General features: G+C 40.2%; 23 protein-coding genes and 3 pseudogenes. 6 read left to right on the top strand and 20 right to left on the bottom strand.

Annotated elements, in window-relative coordinates; translation table 11 throughout:
* Positions 1 to 82 precede the first annotated feature (82 nt).
* The 14 genes and pseudogenes from M72_RS05955 to M72_RS05895 all read right to left on the bottom strand — a co-directional run bounded on the left by M72_RS05955 (position 83) and on the right by M72_RS05895 (position 12,851).
* A complete protein-coding gene (locus tag M72_RS05955; RefSeq protein WP_222149853.1) occupies positions 83 to 2,851 on the bottom strand; it encodes a M64 family metallopeptidase in 2,769 nt (922 codons plus the stop codon).
* 29 nt (positions 2,852 to 2,880) lie between these two features.
* Positions 2,881 to 4,599 (bottom strand): glycoside hydrolase family 13 protein, encoded by a 1,719-nt coding sequence (locus M72_RS05950; protein ID WP_055067551.1) that lies wholly within the window; start codon positions 4,597 to 4,599, stop codon positions 2,881 to 2,883.
* A gap of 286 nt (positions 4,600 to 4,885) precedes the next feature.
* The gene (locus M72_RS05945) at positions 4,886 to 6,598 is read right to left on the bottom strand and encodes a methyl-accepting chemotaxis protein (RefSeq protein WP_055067550.1); all 1,713 of its coding nucleotides are present in this window, start codon (positions 6,596 to 6,598) and stop codon (positions 4,886 to 4,888) included.
* A gap of 284 nt (positions 6,599 to 6,882) precedes the next feature.
* Positions 6,883 to 8,136, bottom strand: a complete 1,254-nt coding sequence (locus M72_RS05940; RefSeq protein ID WP_171029222.1) for an HD-GYP domain-containing protein — start codon at positions 8,134 to 8,136, stop codon at positions 6,883 to 6,885.
* Positions 8,137 to 8,292, bottom strand: coding sequence for a rubredoxin (locus M72_RS05935; RefSeq protein ID WP_055067548.1), 156 nt, complete (start codon positions 8,290 to 8,292; stop codon positions 8,137 to 8,139). It lies immediately after the preceding gene.
* Between the two features lie 132 nt (positions 8,293 to 8,424).
* Positions 8,425 to 8,727: pseudogene (locus tag M72_RS18080) on the bottom strand (rubrerythrin family protein); the annotation flags it as partial.
* Positions 8,728 to 9,366, bottom strand: coding sequence for a flavin reductase (locus tag M72_RS05925; protein ID WP_055067547.1), 639 nt, complete (start codon positions 9,364 to 9,366; stop codon positions 8,728 to 8,730).
* A gap of 190 nt (positions 9,367 to 9,556) precedes the next feature.
* Positions 9,557 to 9,933, bottom strand: a pseudogene (gene yaaA, locus M72_RS18075) (peroxide stress protein YaaA); the annotation flags it as partial.
* Positions 9,933 to 10,388, bottom strand: a complete 456-nt coding sequence (gene bcp / locus M72_RS05915) for a thioredoxin-dependent thiol peroxidase (RefSeq protein WP_055067545.1) — start codon at positions 10,386 to 10,388, stop codon at positions 9,933 to 9,935. The pseudogene yaaA and the gene bcp, both read right to left, overlap by 1 nt.
* Positions 10,389 to 10,391: 3 nt before the next feature.
* Positions 10,392 to 10,601 carry a DUF6219 family protein gene (locus tag M72_RS05910; protein WP_055067544.1) on the bottom strand — a complete coding sequence of 70 codons (210 nt, stop codon included), beginning with the start codon at positions 10,599 to 10,601 and terminating at the stop codon, positions 10,392 to 10,394.
* A gap of 610 nt (positions 10,602 to 11,211) precedes the next feature.
* On the bottom strand, positions 11,212 to 11,646 hold the full coding sequence (locus tag M72_RS05905) for a bacteriohemerythrin (RefSeq protein WP_012742076.1): 435 nt from the start codon (positions 11,644 to 11,646) through the stop codon (positions 11,212 to 11,214).
* 76 nt (positions 11,647 to 11,722) lie between these two features.
* Positions 11,723 to 11,893 carry a rubredoxin gene (locus tag M72_RS16310; RefSeq protein ID WP_082413808.1) on the bottom strand — a complete coding sequence of 57 codons (171 nt, stop codon included), beginning with the start codon at positions 11,891 to 11,893 and terminating at the stop codon, positions 11,723 to 11,725.
* A gap of 53 nt (positions 11,894 to 11,946) precedes the next feature.
* Complete coding sequence (locus M72_RS05900) at positions 11,947 to 12,246, bottom strand: hypothetical protein (protein WP_055067543.1); 300 nt, start codon at positions 12,244 to 12,246, stop codon at positions 11,947 to 11,949.
* Positions 12,225 to 12,851: an Abi family protein gene (locus M72_RS05895; RefSeq protein ID WP_334291967.1), complete on the bottom strand. Its 627-nt coding sequence runs from the start codon at positions 12,849 to 12,851 to the stop codon at positions 12,225 to 12,227. The genes M72_RS05900 and M72_RS05895 overlap by 22 nt, the downstream gene beginning before the upstream one ends.
* On the opposite strand from M72_RS05895, the pseudogene M72_RS18070 reads away from it, so the two are divergent.
* Positions 12,846 to 13,027 (top strand): annotated as a pseudogene (locus M72_RS18070) (flavodoxin family protein BilS); the annotation flags it as partial. The gene M72_RS05895 and the pseudogene M72_RS18070 overlap by 6 nt on opposite strands.
* A 51-nt stretch (positions 13,028 to 13,078) precedes the next feature.
* Here the strand turns inward: M72_RS18070 and M72_RS05890 are convergent.
* The gene (locus M72_RS05890; RefSeq protein WP_055067541.1) at positions 13,079 to 14,770 is read right to left on the bottom strand and encodes an EAL domain-containing protein; all 1,692 of its coding nucleotides are present in this window, start codon (positions 14,768 to 14,770) and stop codon (positions 13,079 to 13,081) included.
* Between the two features lie 47 nt (positions 14,771 to 14,817).
* A complete protein-coding gene (locus tag M72_RS05885; protein WP_055067540.1) occupies positions 14,818 to 16,536 on the bottom strand; it encodes a HAMP domain-containing methyl-accepting chemotaxis protein in 1,719 nt (572 codons plus the stop codon).
* Between the two features lie 319 nt (positions 16,537 to 16,855).
* On the opposite strand from M72_RS05885, the gene M72_RS05880 reads away from it, so the two are divergent.
* The 3 genes from M72_RS05880 to M72_RS05870 all read left to right on the top strand — a co-directional run bounded on the left by M72_RS05880 (position 16,856) and on the right by M72_RS05870 (position 19,986).
* Positions 16,856 to 18,016: an SLC13 family permease gene (locus M72_RS05880; protein WP_055067539.1), complete on the top strand. Its 1,161-nt coding sequence runs from the start codon at positions 16,856 to 16,858 to the stop codon at positions 18,014 to 18,016.
* Positions 18,017 to 18,091: 75 nt separating this feature from the next.
* Positions 18,092 to 18,277, top strand: coding sequence for a flagellin (locus tag M72_RS05875; RefSeq protein WP_006859606.1), 186 nt, complete (start codon positions 18,092 to 18,094; stop codon positions 18,275 to 18,277).
* Between the two features lie 86 nt (positions 18,278 to 18,363).
* A complete protein-coding gene (locus M72_RS05870; protein WP_006859607.1) occupies positions 18,364 to 19,986 on the top strand; it encodes a glycoside hydrolase family 43 protein in 1,623 nt (540 codons plus the stop codon).
* Here M72_RS05870 and M72_RS05865 read toward each other — a convergent pair.
* The 3 genes from M72_RS05865 to M72_RS17095 form a co-directional block, all read right to left on the bottom strand.
* A complete protein-coding gene (locus tag M72_RS05865; RefSeq protein ID WP_055067538.1) occupies positions 19,983 to 20,321 on the bottom strand; it encodes a hypothetical protein in 339 nt (112 codons plus the stop codon). The two genes, M72_RS05870 and M72_RS05865, sit on opposite strands and share 4 nt — an antisense overlap.
* Before the next feature lie 153 nt (positions 20,322 to 20,474).
* Positions 20,475 to 20,870, bottom strand: coding sequence for a hypothetical protein (locus M72_RS05860; RefSeq protein WP_055067537.1), 396 nt, complete (start codon positions 20,868 to 20,870; stop codon positions 20,475 to 20,477).
* 8 nt (positions 20,871 to 20,878) lie between these two features.
* On the bottom strand, positions 20,879 to 21,049 hold the full coding sequence (locus M72_RS17095; protein ID WP_176694766.1) for a hypothetical protein: 171 nt from the start codon (positions 21,047 to 21,049) through the stop codon (positions 20,879 to 20,881).
* A 239-nt stretch (positions 21,050 to 21,288) separates the two neighbouring features.
* Between M72_RS17095 and M72_RS05855 the strand changes: the two genes are divergently transcribed.
* Positions 21,289 to 21,903, top strand: a complete 615-nt coding sequence (locus M72_RS05855; protein WP_055067536.1) for a DUF6088 family protein — start codon at positions 21,289 to 21,291, stop codon at positions 21,901 to 21,903.
* Positions 21,900 to 22,898: a nucleotidyl transferase AbiEii/AbiGii toxin family protein gene (locus M72_RS05850; RefSeq protein ID WP_055067535.1), complete on the top strand. Its 999-nt coding sequence runs from the start codon at positions 21,900 to 21,902 to the stop codon at positions 22,896 to 22,898. Before M72_RS05855 ends, M72_RS05850 begins: the two co-directional genes overlap by 4 nt.
* Positions 22,899 to 23,066: 168 nt before the next feature.
* Here the strand turns inward: M72_RS05850 and M72_RS05845 are convergent, their stop codons facing one another.
* Complete coding sequence (locus M72_RS05845; RefSeq protein WP_055067534.1) at positions 23,067 to 25,553, bottom strand: alpha-L-arabinofuranosidase C-terminal domain-containing protein; 2,487 nt, start codon at positions 25,551 to 25,553, stop codon at positions 23,067 to 23,069.
* Positions 25,554 to 25,610: the final 57 nt, after the last annotated feature.

Genomic DNA, 25,610 nt, shown 5'->3' with positions numbered 1-25,610 from the left:
TATCGTCACTTTCACTGCTGTAATTTATTCTGTTTGTAATTGACTTTCCCCCTCACGCGGGAATCTCAAAATACTATTGAGGTCACTTTTCACAGCCTACTGCAACTGTGAAAAACCCACGGCTTACAAAGTTAACGGTCTTTGTATCGGAATCATAATAAGATCCCGGTATCTTAACTGCTGCACCGTGTTTATCAATTTTATATGCAAAAATCTTTTTGTCTTTTTCCTTTTTTGAAGCATTATAGGAAACAGCGACCCTGATCCGTCCCTTTTTCAGGACAGACGACTGCTTTTTCTTTATTCCTGTGACGGAAAAATCATAAACCGGACGTTTTCCAATAATTTTCCCTGCCCTGGCAGAAAGATTTTTCTTGTCAGCCTGTTTCATTTTGATAACCACAGCTGTATTCATCTCTTTCTTTAATTCTTTTAATGCCTTCGAATCAAAGGTAAGATTTACATTGCCACCATTGACCTTCCATTCTTTTACATTCTTTTTGACAAGTAAATTTACCGCCTGCCCGTCCATTTCAAGATGCAGATTCTTCCAGTTTTTAGCTTTTCCTGTATCAAAAGTTATTTCAACAGACAGGTCTTTTATCCTGCCACCCTGTTCTTTTTCTGCCTTTGTAATTTCTTTTTTCAAAACTGCTGCAATATTCTTCACTTTGACCGTATTATTTTTAACTGCAGATTTTGCTTTGACATTAATATCCTTAACAGAAACGGACGTATCTGCTGCGGGTGGCGGTGTCACATTCCCTGGTTCTTCTTTTGCATGATCCGGTGCCGGTAATGTGCCGGAATCCGGTGAAACATTGCCAGATGATCCGTCCGTGCTTCCACCGGCATTTTCACCGGAACCTCCGCCGGAACTGCCTCCGGAACTTCCACCAGAACTTCCGCCAGAACCTCCACTTGAACCGCCTCCGGATATTCCGCCGGAACTTCCACCAGAACCGCCCCCGGTCTGGGAATGATCTGCCGTTACACGGACCTGACAATCTGCCTTACTTCCTGTATAGTTGCCATTCCCATTATAACATGCGGTGAACGTATATGTTTTCGTTTCATTCGGAAGCGTTGCCATCCAGTGATCCGTTCCCTTTTCTTCTAATGTGATCCCGGAAACATCACAGGTTACTTTTATCCCGGCATCTTCCGGAATCCCCTGTCTGCAAAGCTGTAATTCTACTGTCCCCGCACCTTTGACCGTATCGGTTTTTGCAGTCAGCTGCATGCTGGTGGAAGCCTTTTCGATTTCCAAAACAGCCTCCCCGTATGTTGGAATAAAAGATGCCTTTTCCGCTTTAAAATAAATCTTATACTGGCCTGCTTCTGTGTAAAATGGCATCTCCGTTTGTGTATACGATCCGTTTTCTGTCAAACTGTAACTGATTTGTACACCATCTTCCTGTTTGATATCAAATGTATGGGGTTTTCCATCATAAGTTACGCGGACAGGTACGGTTTGTATTTCCGGCATCTCACTGTTTTTCCGGTAATAATAAGTGATCTCCTGGCGATCCTCTGTGATGTTTATTTCTCCCTGATTTGCACTGTTTCCTACACATGTATATCCATATAAATCCGGACTTCTTAACGTATACGCAGAATTCTTTGGTACATATACTGTCGCGGGTGCCGTATCAGGCACTGTTGTTTCGGTCCCGTCTTCGTTTTGCAGCATATAACGAATGGTTACGGTACTCCACGCCTGTCCTGCCGTCTGATTGTCAGCCAGAATTTTCCCAGTGTCCTCATCTATGATCTTTCCTTCCAGTCTGTCCCCGGAAACCAGACCAGTTACCGCAGGAAGTGTGACAGAAAGGGACTCTCTGGCAGCATCCGGATCATACCAGTTACTGTGTGGCGGAACGGTATATGTTTCTTCTTTTTCATATTTGACTGTATGGTCTGCTCCAATAATGCGGAAAGTAATCTTCAAATGCTGTTTGGCATCCACCATATTTTGTACGACTGTACGGAATTCCAGATCCTTTCCATTTGCTTTTGTGATATTTGTCTCATCGATCCGGTATTGGTCACTATCCCTGTCAAGTGTTCCTGTCCTGCTATGCGGAATTGTAATTTCAGGATCGCACACATAAACAGATGCCTGCCTGCTGACATAATCACGGTTATTTAATCTCCGCGCCAGTTCCATTTTACACACTTCACAGAAAGGATTCCCAAGATCCCGCATCATGCAGACGCGGCTCGGCGCAAATACTGTTTCTGTTCCTGCTGCCGTTATTCCGATTCCACGGAACCCAAGCATCTTATGCCATTTAATCTTATCCGGATCCGATGTGTCGGAAATATTTTCTCCCTGCATCTTTTTATCATATTCATCGCCTAATCTTCCGATGCTGTGGGAAATTTCATGGGTCATGACATCCCCCTGCTCATTCTCATCCGAATTTGCCGAAAAAGAAAAGAGTGCATTGGAAGAAGAACCAATATTCGCAGTCGTATTACAAATGATATGGATGGTTCCAACGGCTGCGCCGGTATCCAGATATCTGCTCTCCAGCTCTGCCCTCAGTGCCCTGGCTTTATCTTCCCCGTCCTTTGCAAAATAGCAGGATTTTCCGAATGCCTGCACATGAAAATATGTGTCCGGGTTCGACTCCCCATACATCACGCCCACACCAGTTTCATTGGACACCGTCTGTACTGCATAAATATTGATCCTGTCGGAATACTCTTTATAAGGGGACCACTTTAGCAGCCCCTGTGCTTTTGCCGTTGCATCCTTCAAAAATTGTTCCTGTTGTTCCTGGGTATAGCCCTCACCCATGATAACAATCACGAAATTTTCCTTATCATCACCTGTCTTGTGAATGGCATAAACGGAAGCTGCCGTAAGGCTTCTTAAAGCACGATTACCGCAGCATCAAACCCCTCTACATTTCCATCAAAGGTGTTTTCGGTAAGCAGATTGTACTTCTGCGTGTACTCATTAAATTTTTTTGCACTGCTGCTGCAGTTAAAAATCATGGCAATGGTCTCTTCGCCATTTTTTCTGATCAGGACAATTGTCCCTTCCTCATCTTCTGTGACGATCCCAGCCAGTTCGCCTTCTACAATGCATGCATGGCTTTTCCGGACCTGAATCAGCCGCTTGTACCATTCATACATCTCTTTGTCCTGGTATTCTTCATCCCAATACATGCCCCGTCTGCAGTCCGGATCGTTTGCTCCCGGCATCGCATACTCATCTCCATAATAAATCATCGGCATTCCCGGCAGTAACAACTGAAAAGCGGCTGCCAGATGCTGCTTTTTCTTATTGTCGTTACACAGATGTAAAAATCTTGCGGTATCATGGCTGTCAATCAGATTCCACATAAGGGGATAGCAGTTTTTGTTTAAGCGACCCTTCAAATATCCAAGATTTTGTACGAACTGGCTGACCGTAATCTTTTCGTCTGCAAGCAGATCGATCAGGTTCAGGTAAAATGGATAATTCATGACCGTATCCCATTCATCCCCCTCCAGGAAATCTCCTGCATAATGCCAGATTTCCCCAATGATCAGCATATCTTTCTTCACTGCCTTTACTGCCTTTCTGAAATTCTTCCAGAAGAAATGGCTGATTTCGTCTCCTACATCCAGTCTCCATCCGTCAATATCACATTCCTTAATCCAGTAGCATGCAACATCCGTAATGTATTTTTCAACTTCAGGATTTTTCAGGTTTAACTTTGGCATTCCGCCATAATAACCAAAACATTTGAAGTTTGGGATCTCTCCCCATTCGCTTTTAAGTGGGAATCCATCAATAAAATACCAGTCCCGGTATTTGGATTTTTCACCATTTTCCAGGATATCCGCAAACGCAAAAAATTCTCTTCCCGTATGATTGTATACCGCATCCAGGACTACCTTCATACCACGCTCATGCGCTTTTTGTACCAGCTCTTTGAGATCCTCTGTTGTTCCAAAGGACGGGTCTATCTGGTAGTAATCCGTGGTATCATACTTATGGCACGAATTTGATTGAAAGATAGGTGTCATATACAGCACATCGATTCCCAGATTCTGAATATCATCCATATGTTCGATGATTCCCCTGAGATTTCCATGCAGATCATCCATAGGCGTAATCGGTGCTTTATACCACAGTTCTTTGTCTACCGGCTCCGTTGCTGCAAAACGGGATGGGAAAATCTGATACACGACCTTGTTTGCTGCCCACTCCGGCACCTCAAACATCTCTTCCTCCCGGAGGTTCTGCGGACAGTCAAACATTCTGTCCCTGTTTGTAATGCATTCCTTATCAAACTCATAATTTCCATAATATACCTTTTCTCCCTGCGTGTCCGTAAATTCGAAAAAGTAACGCAGACAGATCAAATGCATCTTTATCTGTGCTTCATAATAATCATGAAACTGTGAGACAGCAACCTTCTTCATCGGAACTGTCTTTCTGGTATCCTTACGCTCCATAGGTATATACTTGTCCTCATAGTGAAGGATTACCTCCTTCATATCATCCTTTTTTACCTGCACGCGTATCACAAATAAATCCTTATCAACTGCATAGCTAAACCTTTTATCCATATCATGAAAAATTGCTGAATATTCCATAAAATTTCCCCTTTACACTTGTTGTTTTCCTGTATTTTAACTTACTTTTTTCAACAATTCTAGCACTATATCCACGATATTTTTAACTTTTTCTACTTTTATGCTTTTTTGCGATGATATTACTATTCATATAATTTAAAATGTGCGTTATCAGTTTAAAACCAATAACGCACATTTTCTCATTGCATCCTTTTCCCGCATTTATATATGTCACAAGTCAAATTATAGTTCCTACCTGCGACAACTTTATATGTAAATTCAACATCAATAATTTTTTGCACCGTTTTTAATTTTTATTTTCTGCAACTTTAAATTTCTGGATCATTTCACGCAGATTTTCTGCTTCACTGCTCATCTCCTGACCGGCTGCTGCACATTCTTCAGATGTTGCCGAATTCGTCTGTACGACATCATTGATCTGTTCAATTCCATCATTAATCTGTTGGATTTCTGTTGTCTGTGTCTCTAACGTTTCTGCAATATTTGTGACTTCTTTTGTAATGATCTGGGAATTCTCAGCGACCTCCTGCAATTGTGATGCCGTCTGCCCTGCAATCACCATACCTTTTTCCACGGCTTTCACAGAGGTTTCAATCAATGTTGCGGATTCCTTTGCTGCCTGGGCACTCTGGTCTGCCAGCACATTTACCTGATTCGCTACCACTGCAAATCCCTTTCCTGCCTCCCCTGCTCTTGCAGCCTCAATGGAAGCATTCAATGCAAGCAGATTCGTCTGGGACGCAATTTCATTGATTGTTGCAATGATCTTGTCAATCTCTTTTGATGCCCCGTTGATCTCATTCATGGAATCAACCATATCCCTCATTTTACCATTGCTTTCCAGAATGGCATTTCCAAGTTCGTCTACTCTTCCACTGATTTCTTTTGCGGATTGTGAATTTTTTCCTACCTGTTCAGAAACACCTGCGACTGTTGCGGTCAGTTCTTCTACAACTGCTGCCTGATTTGTTGCTCCATCCGCAAGGTCATTGGAACTTGATGCTACCTGATCTGCGGCACCCGAAACTTCATCTGAAACATGTTGGATTCCCTTTATTGTCTCTGCCATGCTTTCTTCAAACAACATAAAGGAGTTTAGAATTCCAACGAAATCCCCTTTCCACTCTACTTCCGGCTGCACATCAAAATTTCCTTCTGCAAACATCTTCATTGAACGTCCAATATCATCTACATAGCTTCCCAGAATGCGGATGGATTTGCGCATATTGTGTGCCAGTATTCCAATCTCATCATCTGAATGGTAGTCCAGCGTGCTGTGCAGGTTTCCATCTGTTAATTCCTGTGCAACGGCTTCCACTTCACGTAATGGTACTAAAATTGACTCAAGTACTTTTTTGCCTGTTTTTATTGCCAGTTTCCATGCCAAAACCAGACAAATAATAATACACACAATTCCTGCCACTGCAGAAATAACCGTAATTCTGACTGCCTGGCTGCTTACCTCATCGGTCATTTCATCTAATCTTGTTGCAATTTTTACGGCTTTATTTAATGCCGGGGTACAATCATTCAGAATTGAATCAACTGCCTTATCCTTGTCACCGCTTTTGATTTCTTTCATGATGGAATAACCAATGTTTCCCCAGTCTGTAAGGGCAGATGCGTATTCTTCACAATCCGCATCCGGAATAACTCCGGAGTTCTTTAAATTTTTCAGTTGGGTATTAACTTCTGCAAGCAGTCCTTCTACCGTCTGCTCATAACCGTCATAAGAGGATGTATCATTATTTAATGCCATTTCCCTGATATTTCTCGCTGATGAGTTAACATTTATCCTGCAGATTTTCAGCGCCCGGTCTGCAACAGTAACATTTTGTACATAATGCATCGTATTGGCAAATAGCATACCTATAACCACAATAGAAAACAGACCTGAGACTAACATCATAATAATGACTTTTCTGTAGCCATAGTTTATCCTTTCCTTCAGATGTAAATTTTCCAAGTTCTTTTTCATCATATTTTTCTTTGACGGCATAGTTTGCTATTTCCTTTCTCTTTTGTTCGATTCTGATATATCAAATTTTTTTCTCAAAGTCAATAAATTTCGGGAACAATTTTATTATTCTATTTTTCACACAAAATGTTGTACCCATCCACCCCGAAAAATACAGCACTTTTACCAATTTTTTCTACAGTTACCTCTCCGATCGAACGTGATGTAATCTGGAATGTCGTGCCGGTGGTTCCCTCGTAAGAGTCATACTAGTACATAACTGAAAATACTATTGTCTGAAACACCCTCTGTTTTCATATATGGCATCAGGTTCTTCCAAAACATTCTCTAATTGTCTTTGAAATATCTGAATCAATAAAATCTTTATGTGCCATGTCATCAAGGATATCACATGTTTTTTCATGGGACAATCCCTTTTTATAAGGTCTGTCTTCCGTAAGAGCCTGATAAATATCAACACATGCCATCATACGTTCCTGCTCATTTAATTCATCAGCGGTTTTTCCAAAAGGATACCCTTTTCCATTTAATTTTTCATGATGGAAAGCCGCCCAATCTCGTATTTCTTCAAAATCATTAACCTCCGATAATATAAGGTATGTATAACCAGCATGATTTTTCATTGTAGAAAATTCATCATCCGTAAGCTTATCCGGTTTTTCCAGAATTTCATTGCCTACCGCCATTTTTCCTATATCATGCAGTGCACCAGCCAAATACATTTTCTGTACCGTGATTGAATCATATCCCATATATTTGGCAAGCAGGGAGGCTTTTTCAGCTACTCCTATAGAATGCCTGCTTGTAAAAGAAGATTTATAATCTACAATCTTTGCAAAGAAATCCGCAACATTTTTACACATTTCCCAATCAAAAACCATTTTTTCTCTTGGAATAATTTCCCATAGCTTCGTTTCAAAAGAATCATCACTTAAACACATAAAGGATTCTTTTGTGAATACATGAAGAAAAGCATTAACACATTCTGAATCAAATAGACTATCCTTTTTTTGGGAAAGATACTGACATATAAAATCCCATCTATTATCATCAGATTTAATACTATTTCCTATGATATCAACGGTATCTGCAAGATGAATAATTCTTGCAGGCAATGGGGTTTCATTCCACTTTTTTTGAAAAGGACCAGTTCCATCGGCATGTTCATGATGATACAAAATCACATTTGAGACATCTGTTTTAAAAGGAAGTTTAGTAATATTTTTTTCACCATAAATACAATGAAGATTCGTTTTTCTTACGGACAAATCTTTTTTAATGTCAATAACATAATTCCTTTCCAGCTCTTCCGTAATATATTGTGTCAAAGCATTATCATGCAGTAAGGCACACATAGCTAAATCTTGTAACGCATCACCTTGAATTGCCAGATATTCAGCCATGCATACACTTATATAAGCCACTCTTTTTCCATGCTTGTTTTTGATTTTTACCAACTCTGCTTCTATACAGTCCAAAGCATAGGAACAGGCTCCTGCAAGTCCGACAATATCTATTCTTAGTTCTTCTTTCATTGGTATAATCCTATCATAATACATTTATGCTTCTGAGAACTGGTCTTTTCCTACAAAGCATAACGGACATTCAAAATCTTCTGGAATATCCTCCCACTTTGTACCAGGTGCAATACCACCTTCTGGATAGCCCTTCTCCTCATCGTATTCCCATCCGCAAACATCACATACGTATTTCATTCGTTGTTCCTCCTTGTAAATATATTAATACACAGCCTATATTACTGTTATATTTGTGTTGTTCTTTAACCTTAATATGTATAAATGCTTTTAGCATTTCCATAATCCATGCAGGTTACAATATGCATATACTTCTTCCTCAGCTGTTTTAGCAAAGCCATCATACATATCTGTCCACTCATAATTTTCGCCTTCTGCCGCTGCCGCCAGGTTTTCCTTTGTATCACCAATTCCTGCTAATTCCTTGAACCACATCTTTGCATGTTCTTTCTCATTATCTGCAGTCTTTAAAAACAATGCTGACATCTGCTCGTAGCCTTCCTTCTATGCTACAGATGCAAAATATGTATATTTATTTCTTGCCTGGGATTCTCCGGCAAATGCCTCCTGTAAATTTTTCTCTGTCTGTGTTCCTGCGTATTTGTTATCTGCCATTTATTTTACCTCCGTTTTCTTTACAACTTTTTCAAAATCTGATGCTGGGTGCTTACATAAAGGACATATAAAATCATCCGGCAGTTCTTCTCCCACATATTCGTATCCACAGATTCTGCAACGCCATATTGTCTGACCATCCTCTGCTTTGCCAACCTCCTCCGGCTTAGGCTTAATGTTATTCTGGTAATAATCATATGTAGCTGAAGGAATATTACTTATTACTTCCATATCGGTTATCTCCCCGATAAACATTGTATGTGAACCTAAATCTTCAGTTTTATTAACTGTTACAGAAATGTATGCATTTGTTCCTTCTGTAATATAATAAATACCATTCGTGCCCCTGGCACACTGCTCAAATGCTTCAAACTTATTGGTATCTCTTCCTGATTGGAAGCCAAAATGTTTGAACAATTCAAATTGTGCCTTCTGACTTAAGACTGATACAGTAAATTTTCCGGTTCTTTGAATCATATCATGCGTATAATTTGCCTTATTTACACAGATACTTAACTGGTTTGGTTCCGAAGCTGCCTGTATAGCTGTATTAATAATACATCCATTGTCTTTTTCGTCTTCCCTTGCAGTCAGTACAAACAATCCATAACTCAGCTTATACATTGCTTTCCTATCCATATTTTCGTCCCTTTATCTTCTCCATGTATTTTAAATGGTATTCTCTAAATAGCCATTTATTCTTATTAATTAGGATTAATTAACCATAATTACTATATAGTATTATAGTATTTTAGTCAATGTAAAACAGTAATCATTCCTATTTTAAAAATTTAATATTATCCTTTATTTTCAAAGAAATGCAAAAAATCAGGTTTAAATAAGTACCTTTTGTTACCAGTTTATTTCCAGCTTGTTCGCAGAATGAAATTGTAATATATTTATCCTTCGGTGTAAGATACTTTTCTATACATTTAGAATATTCCTTTGATGCAAGATTAATTATAATTCTGCTTTCATCAATTACTGAACGATACAGCATATCATGCCAGTACTCATACAGATTTTTTGCATCTCCTATTTCGACCTTTGCCTGCATTTCCAGATAGTCTTCAGTTCTTCTTTGGACTTACAATTCAGCCAACTTTGTATCTCTAATGTTTTATCAATAAATTCTGGCAATCCATCCGGTGCTATGCTGTCAGTATCTGTAATCATCTTTTTAGCAGGGGATAATATTATCTTCATTAATCTAATTCCTTAAGCATATTCTCAGGGTCATTTGCTGCTTTGACTTTATCATTGGCTTTAATGATAACTCCCTGTTCATTGATAAGATACGTTGTTCTTACCACACCCATAGAGACTTTTCCATAGTTTTTCTTTTCTTTCCATACATCATATGCTTCAATGACTTTGCGCTCCGGATCTGCTAAAAGAGTAAATGCCAGTCCGTATTTTTCCTCAAATTTCTTGTGAGAAGCTATAGAATCCTTGCTAACCCCAAGAATAACTGCTCCTTTTTCTGTAAATTGAGGATATCTCTCTGAAAAGCCACATGCCTGCTTAGTGCATCCGGCTGTATTATCTTTTGGATAAAAATATAAAATTACTTTTTTACCTGCATAATCACTTAACTTATGCATTTCTTCATTCTGATCCGGTAATTCAAAATCCGGTGCCTTTGTTCCCACCTCTAACATCAATTATTCCTCCACTTCCGTAAAATCAGTATGTTTTATTGTCTTTTTATTTCCAGCAATTAGTTTATGACCGGAATATATAGCCATAATCATGCATATCAGAGAGCCAAACGCAAAGTATTTGTGTGCTTCTCTTAACCCTTTATATCCGGTATAAAAAGTTCCGATTATGGAAACTAAAGCTCCAAGTGACCAGTATTTATGCGCCTTCATTATATACCTCCATATTTTCTTGTTAACATCATAATACACCTGCTAATTATTTTTTTAATACTATTATTTCTCATTAACTTATGCTTTTTTGTACAAAACAGTGCATGCTTCTTCTTAAGAGCTTTATATATTATCCAATTCTCATTAATATATCTTCTGAGAGATAGTAACACTTATGGCTGTAGAAGCTTCTTTACCAGTACACTTTTAATTTGACGTGAAATTCGTATATAAATAGAATGCTGTAAATATGAAAAAACAGTTCATAAAAGTGTTATTTTACGAACTGTTTGTATTTTTGTCAATTTTGAAAACATAAATTTAGCTGTTAAAAACTTGCAAAATATTTTCTAATAAATCACCAAATGAGTAATAAGCCTGTACAGATATGGGCATTATTTTTACATGAATTTGTATGATAAATATATGTATATGATATCCATAGCATATACATATATTGAAAAATATCATTTCCAACTATTCCTGTTAAATAGGCTTCTTGTTCATTTGTAATTTTATTAGCATTGACATAGTATTTTCAAGTGTTATCTATCATAGGAACATTCGCCACTTTGTCTGAATCATGATGGAAAGCTTTCCCTGTTTTATTTTAGTATCGGTCTGGATTCTCTCTCATAAAGATAAATTCTGCTACAGAGCGGTCATATGTTTTAATGTGTCCAAATAGCCAATCGATTACATTTTTCTGTACAAGTTCACTAAACTGTTCTGTTGGTCCTTCATAATCCTGAAGGTATTCTTGCAGTTCCTGAATTGTCTTTTTAAACTCTTCATGTTTTTCGTGATGTTTTTCATACTCTGGATAACCAGCATTTTCCTGAAGCTTTTCCTCTTCTTTGAAATGAAAGTTAGTATACTCATCCAGATAATCCAGCATTTTGATTGCTTTTAGCTTGCTGTCGCCATTTTGACATGCAGTTACAAAATTCTGGATACGTTCAATCAATTCTTTATGCTGTGTATCAATTGTTTTATTTCCTGTTATTAAATTGTCATCGAAAGTAATATTTAAATCATAAGTCATAATCTGGTCTCCATTTCTTTTTTATTTTCTCTTGGATTCTTTTTGTGTCTGTCAGTTTCACATCTAAATTTTCTGCTTACTCTTCTAAAGGAACAAAAACATCTTTTCCAAATCCATAGATTGGGCATACCCAATGCTCTGGAATATCCTCAAATGTAATTTTGGGAGCGATATCTATGTTTAGATTGCCTACTGCTGGTTCATAAATATAGCCACATTGTTCACATTCATATTTTTTCTTTTCAATGTTTTTTTTCTTAGTTTTCTATGCTTGTATTATACATGATAATTTTTTTTTTTTCAATAACAGTAATAGTCGTTATTTTTATTTTGAATTCCAGTAATATCCGTATAAAATATAACGCAAGGGCTGCTGTGGTCCTTCATTTTCTTCTTTGCCGGTTCTGACTTTTTCGCACCTGCACACTTTTCTTTTATGCCTTTAAGGACTGATTTTTTCTTTTCCCTGTCGCTTGCTTTATGCTCAAGATGCTTTTCCACTGCCGGAAGATAGTTTTCCATGGTGCCTGTCTTTCCTTCCGTGATCGGGTTGATGTCCAGCTTTATTCCTGCTATTGTCATGCCGTCTTCATGAAGCATATCAAAGAAGTCATCCTCCCTGATGCTGCTTTATACTCCACAGCCACATCTATATCAGAGTTTTTATTTTCTATTCCCCTGCTTCTGGTTCCTGTCACTGCCACATAGATTATCTCTGCATCAAGACCGTTGTCTCTTATCTTATCCATTACATAATCATGCACCTGGCTTTCTATATCTGCCGGACCCAGACCGTCTATTCTGTGAAATTTTTCATTGGTTCTTTCCTTAAATCCTGCCACTGCATCAGGAACATCCGCATCCGTTTTCATCTTCTCCGCTTCCGGCTCTGCCCCGGCAATTTCCGTTTTCTTTGCTTTAAGCTCCGACTGGACCTTTTCCCATACCAGCTTCAGATACACATTCTCATTTTCCATAAGCTCCCATTCCAGATCTTTGCACTCCTGCAGTGTTTCAAGCTTCTCTAAGAATAGCTGTCTTAACAATTCGTCAAAATAATACAGTTCCACAATATCTTCAAACCTTGTCCCATCCTTATATTTTTTAGTGGTTGGGTTCTTAAAGATATCCTTATATCCACCAATCAGTGAATAATAACTTGTCTGTTTTAAAATCTCCTTTGCATATGCCTCATTATCAATCAACAGATTTTTCTGTTTGGAACTGCAGGCTTTGGTGGCAGTGATATCTATTTTCGGAAAATCCTGATCATCCGGCAAATCTTGATGTATTGATCCAGAATTTTGACTGTGCATTGTCTCACCCTGATGCCAATGACCTGGAAAAACTGAAAGAAGCCGTTATGGATCCATCCTTCTGATAAGACCATAAAATAAGGCAGCCCCACATAGCTGAGTCTGCCCTACTCTCTTTATTTAACGTTGATGCCACTGGCATATTGCTGCAGAAACTGTTCTTTTCCGCATGGTCTTCCAAAATAATATCCCTGCAGATAATCAACCTTCATTTCTTTCATTTTCAGAAGCCATTCTTTTTCCTCGATGCCTTCTGCGCATATCCTGACGTTAATACAATGTACCATGGGGATGATATTTTTATATAATTCATAATCCCTGTTACTGTTCATCGCCTTGGCAGTAAAATCCCTATCCATTTTCACGTAACTTGGATTCATATCACGAATACAATGAAGATTCGAATATCCTGTTCCAAAATCATCGATCACAAAGGGAATCCCGTTCTTGTCCAGAGTTTTACGGAATTTACAGAACGAAGGTGTCATATCCATAAATCCGCTTTCTGTCATTTCAACACATAAGCATTCCGTCTGTAATGAATATTTTTGAATTGCATCCAGAATATCCCGCTCCACATTGCCTTGCAGGATCTGAACATAGGATACATTTACATTCATCCGGAAGTCAGGAATATATTTCTGCATTTCACAGCACATTGCTGCAGCTTCGTTCAAAATATATCTTCCAGCGGGAATGATCAATCCGGTCTCTTCCAATAATGGGATAAACTCCATCGGTGAAACAAACTCCCGCCCTTCTTCCGTTATCATGGAAAAACGCATCAGTGCCTCTGCTCCAATGATCTGTTCGGACTGACAGTCCACGATCGGCTGGTAGTATACTTCAAAGCCATCATAATGATTCACAATAGCATTACGAAGTGTTGCTATGATTCTTCCTTTTCGTAAAAAGACCTCATAGTCATCCTGGTCAAAAATATAGAATCCATTTTTACCCATGCTTTTTGCCTGTTTCAAGGCAAATTCAAACTTTTTGCGGCATTCTTCGGTTCCCTCACAAAATGTTGCTGCATCTATAACACCAATAGAAATAGAAAATATAGCTTCATAATTTTCGGCTACTATGAAATTACGAAGTTTATCTGTAATCTTTTCTTTCAGTGCCACAGCGTCTTCTGCGGAGGAAGCTTCCAGATCCACGATCACATACTGATCCGCTACCAGATGGTAAATTCTCTGCTTGTCTGAAAGGCATTCCTTCATACAGCCGGCTACGCTTCTCAGGATATAATTACCATAACCAGCTCCCCTGGAGCTATTGATCGCTCCAAAATCATCAATTCCTACATGCATAAAAAATCCCTTGGTAATGGGTTCTTTTTGTCCACGCAGGTAAGCAAGGAATTCCGGACCGCCAAGCAGTCCTGTGACATTATCGGCTCTTCTCCTGTTGCCGGTCTCATTCAGACACCCGACCAGATACTCTGCCTTTCCCTGCTGATCAATGATCACGATACCACGGCTGTTAATCCAGACCGGCATACCTTCTTTATCAAGCCACCTGTAATGAAGATTATGTACATTTTCTCTTCCTTCGCATATATCCGCAAGATGCTTTGCAAGCATCCTGCGGTCTTCCTCATATACTACCTTCATAACTTCATTTGCAGCATCTGTCAGAACATTTTTCGACATATTAAACCGTTCCACAGCTGACTGTGAAATCTCAAAGGTATCATTCTGCAGATCAAATATATACAGGTAATCATCCATACAATCTTTAATGATCTCAAATAAGATTTCTCCTGTCTGCTCTCCAAACACTTTAAATATATCATTAATCACAACAAGAACCTTCCTTCCGACAGCTTCACTCTATTCCTGCCATTTTTCTAGAATAGCTTAAAGATATTCACGCGGTCATGCATCTTGGCTGCTCCCTCTGCCAGATTAATACTGATCGCGGTATTCTCTTCTGAGGATGCTGCATTACCCTGTACCACGCCGGACAGCTGTTCAATTCCCTGGCCGATCTGCTCCAAGGACTCTGCCTGGGAGTTGGCTTTCTCCATGGTGTTCTCTGCAAGCTCTGCAAAGGACTCCATATCTGTAATGATCTGATTGAATGCGTCTGCTGTTGTTCTTGTAATCGTATTGCCCTTTTCGATTTCCACTAAGGTCTTATCGATCAGATCTCTTGTATTTACAGCAGATTTTGCACTGTCTGCTGCCAGCTTGCCGATCTGATCTGCAACCACCGCAAAGCCTTTTCCTGCTTCTCCTGCTCTGGCAGCTTCAATGGAAGCATTCAGGGATAACAGGTTGGTCTGGGAAGCAATATCCTCGATATCTGTGATAATATTACCGATCTCCTTGGAGATTTCTGTAATGTGCTCCATTTCCGTGAGCAGCTCGTTCATCTTTTCTTTTTCTTCGTTCGCTTTGTTTGCAGAGGCTTTTACACGTGCCGATGCGTTCTGTGTTTCTTTCGCTGTATCTTCAGCCATATCCACAACCGTATCAATGGTGGCATTCAGTTCCTCGATGACTCCTGCCTGCTCTGTTGCACCATCCGCCAGGGATTTTGATGCATTTTCCACCTCGGATGAATTCGATGATACCTGTTCTGCCAGATTGCTGATCTCGGTCAGGGTACTGTTAAACCGTTTCAGAATATACAGCAGTGATGTCTTCAATTCCGAGAAATCGCCCAGGAAATCTGTAATATCATCACCATTTCTGGTCAGGTCACCCTGCGCGATTGCCTTTACCTCCACAGAGATCTCTCTGACATAATCTGCCAGAATACCCATGGCTTCTTTCAGATTCCTGATAGTATCGCCAAACTCATCCTCAGACTCATAGGTAAGCATTTCTACATTAGACAGTTCGCCCTTACGCAGGCTGGCAACTGCTGCATCTATCTGTTTTACCGGCTCGGTAATGGAATTGGTAATGATCTTTCCGATCATTGTCGTCACTACAGCAATCGCAAGACCCGCTGCCACGATCACAATAAATATGATTACCGTGCATACATTAGCCATGGTCTTTGCCTGATCTAATTCTACCTGGAACTTGTCACGTAATATAGTTAATTTCTTAGAAAATGACTTATAGTCTTCATACACCTCTCCGGTCATCAGTTTCGATGCTTCCTGCTGTTTACCCTCACGGCTCAACTGCAGGATTTCATCTGAAGCACCCCTGTATTTTTTCCATGCAGCGTTTGCTACTTCGTAATCGTCCTGTCCTTTTTGAGCTTTGCTGTTTGCAGACATGATTGCCTCCAGCTTCGCATCGGTATCCTGGATCTGACTCTCCAGCTTCTTGATTTCTTCTTCGCAGGAGTTCATGACTGCTGCATCTGATTCTACCAGATGCTGATACTGTTTGATTCTGTATTTCGCAGTCATTGTCTCTAAATCCTGCAGATATTCCAATGACGGAGACCAGACCTTCGTGATCTTCTCTATATTTGAACGGATCACTACTGTCGAGATCAGTGCCACCAACACTAAAAATAATGTCATAACAAGCACTGTCATTTGATATACTTTTAATTTTCCTTCAACCTTTAAGTTAGCTATACACTTTTTGATCTTTTCCATAATAGTTTTCCCTTCTTTTGTAAATTATTGACTCAAACTTCGCGCATTAAAATGTGCACAACTAAAATTTAAAGACTATGAAGAAAAGTCTGTAAATAATAATCTTCTATGATAATGATTGAGCTGGAAGCGCTAAATTTGTGCTTCCAGCTCTTACTATATATATACGACATGATTTCGGGCATGTCAAGAGCAGACGTCAAAAACGTCCTTCTCATCATGCATACAGATTCAGTGTTTTGAAGTTTAGATTCTTTTTTTTCTGGATGTTTCTGTGATATACTTATACGCGGTCGTATCAGACCGGAAAGGAAATATTATGTTACAAAAATTATATGTTTTTTTCAGGAAAGAAACCGTTTTGTCAATTGCAGTGATCCTGGCGCTTCTTTCTATGTTCTGGGTCAGACCGGATAAGGCTTATTTTACTTATATCGATTTCAGGACTCTCGGGCTCCTCTTCTGTTTGATGGCAATTGTAGCTGGTTTGAAGGCTGTTGGTGTTTTTGATATACTTGCCAAAAAATTGCTGATGGGAACATCGGGAACTGTGGGTGTGATCAGGCTGTTGGTACTCTTATGTTTCTTCCTGTCAATGGTGATCACCAATGATGTGGCATTGATTACTTTTGTTCCTCTTGCACTGATCATTGTGCATAAACTGCCAAAGGAACTAGGCAATTACTGGCTTCTTAAAATAGTAGCCATGCAGACAATCGCTGCTAATCTCGGAAGCATGCTCACACCAATCGGAAATCCGCAGAACCTTTATCTATATGCCAGAGCAGGGATGTCCGCGGCAGAATTAATAACCCTGATGCTTCCCTATTCCGCCACAGCACTTATCCTTCTTCTGATATGGATACAGGTAGCCGCTGCCAAAGCACCTCACGTATGCGGTTCCGAAAAAGATAAAACTCTTTTGGGATTCTCTGACAGAAAAGAACTTAACATGGAATACCTGGCCGCTTACCTGATCTTGTTTACAATCTGCCTGCTCACTGTTGCACGTATCATTCCATACCAGATTCCTCTTGTATTGGTTCTTATATATATGCTGCTAAGAAACAGGGAAAATATAAGCAGGGTGGATTACTCCCTGCTTGCCACCTTTATCGCATTATTTATTTTTATCGGCAACCTTGGAAGGATTCCGCAATTCAGCAGTTTTCTGGAAAGAATCATGGCAGGAAGGGAAACACTTACTGCTGTTCTTGCCAGTCAGATTATGAGCAATGTTCCCGCTGCGCTTCTTTTATCCGGCTTTACAGATAATTACCGGGCTTTAATTGTCGGAACCAATATTGGAGGTCTCGGCACTCTGATTGCATCCATGGCAAGCCTGATAAGTTTCAAATATATTGCAAAAGAAAACAGGAATCTGAGAGGGAAGTATTTGGGAATATTCACAGCCTCCAATATTATATTCATGATATTCATGTTAATATTGTATTTTTTCCTAGATAAATATTTTCCGTAAGTTCTCCTCCACTGGCATACATTCTTCCAAGACCGCATAAAATTTTATCAGAACATGTATAAAAATGACCTGTAAGTGACATTGATTCAGAACCGTCTTGAGTACACTGTCAAAGTTGATGACAACACATCTGAGAACCTGCAGTCCGCTGAATCCCGTATCCGTGATACTGATATGGCAGATGAGATGACAAGATTCTCGAAAGAGAGCATCTTACAGCAGGCAGCTACTTCCATGCTTGCTCAGGCAGAGGATGAATAAATTCTTCTTTTTCTTCTTTTTCCCTTTGCAACCTCCCCATTTTCCTGTATGATAGAGATAGATTAACAGTAAGGAGGCATACAGTTATGTTGCAGATTAAAAATCCGGTTTTGCCGGGATTTAATGCAGATCCATCCATTATCCGTGTGGATGATACATATTACATTGCGAACTCTACGTTTGAGTGGTTTCCGGGAGTTCGTCTGCACGAGTCAAAAGATTTAGTACATTGGAATCTTCTTCCATCCGCATTGTCCACGACGACATTGCTTGATATGAAAGGAAATCCGTCATCGGGAGGTATCTGGGCGCCGGATCTTTCCTATGCAGATGGAAAATTCTGGCTGATTTATACGGATGTAAAAGTAACCGAAGGACCGTTCAAAGATATGATCAATTATCTGACGACGGCAGAAGATATCCGCGGACCATGGTCGGATCCGATCCGTGTCAATGGAGTGGGATTTGACGCATCGTTGTTCCATGATGATGACGGACGCAAATACCTTGTTCAGCAGACATGGGATCATCGCGAATACCACCATGCTTTTGACGGTATTACAGTGACAGAATTTGACACAGATACAATGAAATTAAAACCGGAGACAGCACGTACGATCTACGCCGGAACGGACGTTAAACTGGTTGAGGGACCACATTTGTATAAGATCAACGGATATTATTATCTGTTTGCTGCACAGGGTGGAACCGTTTGGACACATCAGGAAGTAGTAGCTCGTTCAAAGACGTTAGATGCGTTGAGTTTTGAGACAGAGCCTGGCGATCCGTTTATTACAAACTTTGATACGCCGGAACTTGAGATCCAGAAGCAGGGACATGGTGCTCTCGTAGAGACTCCCGGCGGTGAGTGGTATTATGCAAGTTTGTGTGGAAGACCGTGGAACCACGAAAATGAAAGTTCGATCGACCCACGCGGCTGGTGTCCGCTTGGCCGTGAGACGGCAATTCAGAAAGTATACTGGGATGAAGAAGGCTGGCCTCGTATCGAGGGCGGACATGGCGGAAAAGTGCTTGTGGATGCGCCGAAAGATGCAATCTTGACAGAAGCACCGGCAGATCATTCGATGCATGATGAATTTGACACACCAAAACTTCATGATGAGTGGAATACCCTCCGCGTACCATTTACCGAGGAAATGGGTACGACAGGGGATGGCAGGCTGACATTGGTCGGAAAAGGATCCCTCAGCAATAAGCATGAGCTTTCGTTGGTGGCAAAACGCTGGCAGGCATTTAACTTTGATGCCGAAGTGAAAGTGAAATTTGATCCGTTCAACTATCAGCAGATGGCTGGATTGACAAATTTTTACAATGATAAGCACTGGTCATTCGCTTTCGTTACGTGGAATGAGAAAAATGGCCGCGTGATCGAAGTGGCAGAGTGCAATCGTGGCGGATATCGTTCGTTCCTTCGCGACGATGCGATTCCGGTACCGGATGATGTTGAATTTGTATGGCTTCGCACAAAAGTAAGAAAGCAGTCTTACAGCTACGAGTATTCCTTTGACGGAAAGAACTATACAGAGATTCCGGGCACACTGGATGCCGCTGTATTGTCCGATGATTACGTACTCCAGTCATACGGTGGATTCTTCACCGGAGCATTTGTCGGCATGGCATGCGTGGACTACTCCGGATACGATCAGACAGCAGAATTCCGCAGTTTTGACTATAAAGAACTGGATTAATCAATAGCAAGAGCCTTTTTTAAACCAGGCTCAATCAGATGGCTGGCGATGCCGCAGAGGATTCCGGGAAAAAGGACGAAAAGTCCGGGAACCAGGAAGACGATGAGGCAGGCGCCGGCCATTGTAAATAATAAGATGAAAGTTTCTTTGATGTGACCTGCCATCAGGCGCACGGAGAGCAGAAAAACTGCCGGAAATGAAGCGCGCAGGTGTGAGATCACGGCAAAGATATAATTGGCGAGAACCCAGAGGACGAGGCAGATTACCATCCATAAAAAGGGCGGTAAAAGATTGCCGTTTTTTCCGGTAAAGACTTGGGAAAGATCTACAGCCATCGTGGCACCGTAGCAGAGAAACAGGATTGTTGGTGCAAGAGACTGGAAAAAATTGGATTTGAATGCCGAAAAATATTCCCGGCAGATGTATCACTGTTCAGTGTTTGGATGAGAGTATCATTAACTAAATAAAAGTCATTCATCCAAAAGCAGTTAGTCGCTTGGCTGATTTTCTACTTTGTCACTATCCTCTTCTCTAGACAGTATACTATAGAATTTTTCTAATTCATCAATGACTATATTTGTAATTGTACTATCGAAAAATTTTTTCTCATTAATGCCGTGTTCATTCAAAACGCAGAACAGCTTTGAATTGAAATCATGCTCCTGTATTTTATTCAAAAACTCTTCAATATAAACTGTCGAAAGCCTGTTCTTATCACAAAGCTTGTAAACAACAAATGCCACACTCATCTTGAAGCGAAGTGTAGCAATATGTTTAATGTTCAACATATTTTCCGACAGTAAAGAAATATAATGAAACGCAACTGGGTATCTAATATACGGAATACAACCGTATTCCACACACGAAACTATAACATCTGTCATATTTTCTCTTATAACTTACTATTTACATATTCAATGCTTTTTCTATATTCTATCATATATTTCATTCCTGTGCTTCCAATCATTATCAGACAAAGTGTACTTTCATGTCTGATAATGATGTCCACTCTTTTTGCTGACGTTGCATTCACATATATTTTGATCAGGTTCTTTTCTGTCATCTATAATCTCCTCCTGTTTCTCGTAAATCGCTTTCGTTTACTCTTCTTTACAAGAATTATTGTAGATAAACACGGAGTAAAAATCGTTCCCCAAACAATAGACAAAAAGTATATTCTGAATAGACTTTTTTCAATGAATCAAAATATTTATAAACGGAACACTAATTTTAATCTTAATTGATTATATTGAAATTTTGTCCCGAATAATATATAATATTCAGGACAAAAGGAGGTTTTCTATGGCAAATGGTTATTCAAAACAAATTCAGCTGCGAATTCATGAATCACCTGAAGGAAGCATTTTTGTAAATTCTGATTTTGCTGATATTGCAGATACAGAAACTATCAGACGTAATCTTAATCGCCTGACAAAAGTTGGTATTCTTCGCAGAATTATAAATGGAATTTATGAAAAACCAAAATACAGTAAATTACTCGATGAATATGTAGCTGCTGATCCTGCTTCCGTTGCACAGGCATTAGCCCGCAGTTATCATTGGACCATCGCTCCATGTGGAAACACTGCCCTTAATTTACTTGGACTTTCCACTCAGGTAACAGCTGTTTGGTCCTATATTAGTGACGGACCTTATAAAACCTATGAATGGAATTCTACAAAACTTGAATTCAAACACCGAACCAATAAAGAAGTTACCGGTCTGTCCTATATGACAAGTCTGACAATTCAGGCATTGAAAACCTTAGGGAAAAATAATGTAACCCCGGAAGTTATCCAGACTCTTTCAACAAAACTCTCTTTCTCAGAAAAACAGGCTTGTCTGAAAGAAGCAACGGAATCCACCGACTGGGTTTATGATACAATACGACAAATATGCGGAGGTAATACACTATGAGAAAAATTGCATGTCTGCCAGATGATGACCGGAGAGAACTCTTCCGAAATACCGCTGATAAAATGGGCTTAAATGATGCTATTGTAGAAAAAGACTTCTGGGTATGCTTTACCCTGGATTATTTGTTTCACCGCTGTCCTTGGAAGGACTCCATCACCTTTAAAGGTGGAACAAGCCTTTCAAAAGCGTTTAATCTGATCAGCCGTTTTTCAGAAGACATTGATTTGATCCTTGACTGGCGCGTACTGGGCTATGGAAAACTGGAACCCTGGGAAAAACGATCCAATACAAAACAGGATGCATTTAATAAAGAAGCTAATAACCGGGCTGAGATTTTTCTTGCAGAACAGTTCTGTCCTACCATAAAAAAGGAACTGTCATTAGAACTGAGGTGTGACGCTAATATTTACATAGATGAGAATGACAAACAGACTGTTATTTTCGCTTATCCAAATCTGTTCACAAATCCTTCTACCCTACAGGTAATCCGCCTGGAAATCGGAGCATTAGCAGCCTGGACACCTGCTAAGCTTGCAAGCATTGAACCATATACAGCTGTATACTACCCAAAAATCTTCGAGCAAAAAAATACTGAAATTCTTACCGTTTCACCAGAGCGTACCTTTTGGGAAAAGGCAACAATTCTTCATCACGAAGCCAACAGACCGGAACATCTGGATATGCCACAACGATATTCCAGACATTACTATGATCTCTATAGAATGGCTCAGACCCCAGTAAAAGATGTTGCTTTTTCTCACATAAACCTTCTGAAAACAGTCGTTGATTTCAAAATGAAATTTTATCCAAGAGCATGGGCTAAATATCCAGAAGCAATTCCCGGCACCTTAAAGCTGATTCCACCGGAATACCGCTTTCCTGCCCTCATCAGTGATTATGAAGTCATGAAAGATATGTTATATGGCGATATTCCAAGCTTCAATACTATTATGGAATCGGTTTGCCAATTAGAGAAAGAAATCAATTCCCTTTAAAAATCATCTGAAACTGCACTGGCCATTCTATTTATTCGAGTGGTCGGTTTCTATTTCAGTTAATACCTGTATTTGTTTTAAAGCAATTTCCTTGAGTGCTTGGATAGATTTAGTTCTCGGTGCCCGTTTTGTCTTTCTATTCTCTTATCTTCTGTTCAGCGTCAACCTCTAAAACGCTTCGCACTTCTTCAATCGCAGAACACTGACAGAATATGCCGGTGCCTCGTATACGAACTCTGAGGAAGCGCCATGCATATTCACGGTAATATTCTTCACCTTCTCCGGCTCTTCAAAGCTGTTTTCATCCCCCTTTTCACCGCTAAGAAGTGTTACGGTATAGTCGCCCTGTACCTGACAGTCCAGTGTAATGGAAACCGGATCCACATCTCCTGCAAAATTAACCGCCTTAATAATGATTTCGTCCTTGGTGTCAGTTACTACCGAAACAAAAGCAGGTCCGTAGGGAATCGAAATTTCCTTCTGAAGCTCACCATCAACATACAGGCGAATCTGTTTTCCATCCGTTTCATATCCAAAGCGGTGATATTCTCCCGGTTTTACTGAAATAGCAAAGTCCTCAGTCAGCTTGTTGTCATGCATAAAGCCAAACTCTTCCAGTGAACATTGTCCTCCATTAACCTTCCAAAGGAACGGACGCACCAGAGCTGCATCCCATTCTTTTTCCACTCCGGCCGTAATCACGAGCTGCTCCTCATAATAGGAACGAACCACCCTGGCACTGAATATACCCAACTCGAAGTAAGCATTTTCCTCAACAAAAATATCGGTCTCAAATCTTCCATAAGTCTGGTCTTCTTCTCCAAATACCACAAAGCTCTTGGTCTCATCAGCCCATTCCAGAATACTGTGAAATTCCTTTTTCTGCTCCTCATCCGGAAGCTGAAGCAGGAGGCCATCCTCTGTATCCTGCACATGTCCCATTAATTCATGAGTAATCTTTGCTTCTTCTCCATTCCAAATGGGATTTCTGAAGCGAAGTTCCTTATTGGATTTTAAAGATGCCATTCCGGTTCTCGGACGATAAACACGTCCTCCCTCATCTTCGGATTGCACCACATATTCTCCGCGATTTTGACCGAACATTTTCCAGACATAATAAGAAGGAATTCCAAGGCTCTGATGATTATTGAAACGAATCAGATTAGGATACCACGCTCTGTAATTTACATTTTCAAATAATGGAGCATAAGAGGCCAATGTTACGATATCCTGATTTTTCTCAATACCTATAAGGAAAGCCGCTTCTCCCAAAGCCGCATACAACTGTCCCATATAGTTGCCTTCGTTTACAGCCACCTCTCCTACAAAGATTTTTGGTCCCTTACGATCGTAGTCATCATAATAATTTACACGTTCTGCAAAGAACTCTGTTGTATTGTAAAAATGTTCATCCACGCACTCGGCAGGACAACCATTTTTCTCTACATGCTCATTGGCTATGGTTTTAATCTGGGGATACAGTTCCTTTACCTTCTTATAAATCATGTTGTATCGCTTTTCATAATCCGGACCCCAGTTTTCATTACCAATTTCCAGATAGGTCATTTTAAAGGGTTCCGGATGCCCCATAGAAGCACGAAGCCTTCCCCATTTGCTTTCCTTAGAGCCGATAGCATATTCAATGGCATCCAGTGTATCCTGTACCATTTCATCAAGAGCCTCTCCTTCCAGAAGGACACTCTTTCTTCCCTGACAGGTCATTCCGCAGTTACATACATACAGGGGCTCCATCCCCAGATCCTCGCAAAGCTGCAGATATTCATGAAAGCCAAGTCCTAATGTACTTCTGTAATGCCATACAAACAGCTTACTGGGTCTTTCCCATGCCGGACCTACCGTATCCCGAAATCTCATCGCTGTGGACGGTGTCGTTCCTTCCACAATACAGCCTCCGGGAAAACGCATAAACTTTGGACTCATTCCCTTAAGCTTTTCTACAAGATCTGTTCTGAGTCCATGCCCCATGTAGGTATTGTCAGGCATTAGTGAAATAAATCCCAGCAGAACCTCTCCGCCTTCTTTGCAGGAAATAGTAAGCTGTGCCTCGTGACAATCCTCAGCTGCTATCAGCTTCATGTCATATCTTGTATACTCCTGACCGGAAACCACCAGACTGTTTCCAGCCAGTACTTTTCCCTGGTATTCGATCGCTACGTCCAGTCCTATTTCTTCCTTTGCTTTTGCAAATAAATACAAAGAGTAACTTTCTCCAGCCTTTACGGATATACCGCAGTAACCGGTATTAGTCAGAGATCCGTCCTTTTCAAACTGCATACGCAGAGCTGCGTCCCGATGTTCATTCAGGGTATCCGTCAGTTCCAGCTCCATCTTTGCATTGTGTGTATACCATGCCGGTATTTCTGTTTCCGGAATATTGTTGCCCTTTACCCAGCGGCATAAGCCTTCTCCGTTGCAAAACTCATCCAGCCATCCGGATACGGTTTTTACATGGATGCCATCCTCCTGCTGTATATAACCCTCCGGTAAAACGGAATCTTCGAAGCTTCTGTTTCGAAGCATTTCCGGATAAAGTCCTCCGTCTCCGGCACGGTTAATGTCTTCAAAAAAGATTCCGTATAAATCCCTGGCTGTCTCAAATCGTCTTTCCTTTGTTTTAATCTTTAACTTGCTCATTGTAGTCTCCTTTTTTACATTCCAAGAGTTTTGATCACTGCCTGTATATGCAATAAC

Origin of the sequence: Roseburia faecis, from assembly GCF_001406815.1 — a bacterium.
Lineage (GTDB): Bacteria > Bacillota > Clostridia > Lachnospirales > Lachnospiraceae > Roseburia > Roseburia faecis.
Note: the sequence above shows the minus strand (reverse complement) of the source record. Positions and strands in the feature narration are given on the sequence as shown.

Bases quoted from the DNA above. Each gene is read 5' to 3' on its own strand.
- M72_RS05900 (WP_055067543.1), bottom strand. From the start codon at position 12,246: ATGCTTCATGAAGACGGCATGACAATAGCAGGAATAAAGCTGGACATC.
- M72_RS05870 (WP_006859607.1), top strand. From the start codon at position 18,364: ATGTTGCAGATTAAAAATCCGGTTTTGCCGGGATTTAATGCAGATCCA.
- M72_RS05885 (WP_055067540.1), bottom strand. From the start codon at position 16,536: ATGGAAAAGATCAAAAAGTGTATAGCTAACTTAAAGGTTGAAGGAAAA.
- M72_RS05880 (WP_055067539.1), top strand. From the start codon at position 16,856: ATGTTACAAAAATTATATGTTTTTTTCAGGAAAGAAACCGTTTTGTCA.
- M72_RS05855 (WP_055067536.1), top strand. From the start codon at position 21,289: ATGGCAAATGGTTATTCAAAACAAATTCAGCTGCGAATTCATGAATCA.
- bcp (WP_055067545.1), bottom strand. From the start codon at position 10,388: ATGTTAGAGGTGGGAACAAAGGCACCGGATTTTGAATTACCGGATCAG.
- M72_RS05950 (WP_055067551.1), bottom strand. From the start codon at position 4,599: ATGGAATATTCAGCAATTTTTCATGATATGGATAAAAGGTTTAGCTAT.
- M72_RS05860 (WP_055067537.1), bottom strand. From the start codon at position 20,870: ATGACAGATGTTATAGTTTCGTGTGTGGAATACGGTTGTATTCCGTAT.
- M72_RS05925 (WP_055067547.1), bottom strand. From the start codon at position 9,366: ATGGATAGGAAAGCAATGTATAAGCTGAGTTATGGATTGTTTGTACTG.
- M72_RS05865 (WP_055067538.1), bottom strand. From the start codon at position 20,321: ATGGCTGTAGATCTTTCCCAAGTCTTTACCGGAAAAAACGGCAATCTT.
- M72_RS05850 (WP_055067535.1), top strand. From the start codon at position 21,900: ATGAGAAAAATTGCATGTCTGCCAGATGATGACCGGAGAGAACTCTTC.
- M72_RS05905 (WP_012742076.1), bottom strand. From the start codon at position 11,646: ATGACTTATGATTTAAATATTACTTTCGATGACAATTTAATAACAGGA.
- M72_RS05935 (WP_055067548.1), bottom strand. From the start codon at position 8,292: ATGAAATACGTATGTGATGTTTGCGGATGGGAATACGATGAGGAGAAG.
- M72_RS05940 (WP_171029222.1), bottom strand. From the start codon at position 8,136: ATGTATTATGATAGGATTATACCAATGAAAGAAGAACTAAGAATAGAT.
- M72_RS05845 (WP_055067534.1), bottom strand. From the start codon at position 25,553: ATGAGCAAGTTAAAGATTAAAACAAAGGAAAGACGATTTGAGACAGCC.
- M72_RS05910 (WP_055067544.1), bottom strand. From the start codon at position 10,601: ATGAAGGCGCATAAATACTGGTCACTTGGAGCTTTAGTTTCCATAATC.
- M72_RS17095 (WP_176694766.1), bottom strand. From the start codon at position 21,049: ATGACAGAAAAGAACCTGATCAAAATATATGTGAATGCAACGTCAGCA.
- M72_RS05945 (WP_055067550.1), bottom strand. From the start codon at position 6,598: ATGCCGTCAAAGAAAAATATGATGAAAAAGAACTTGGAAAATTTACAT.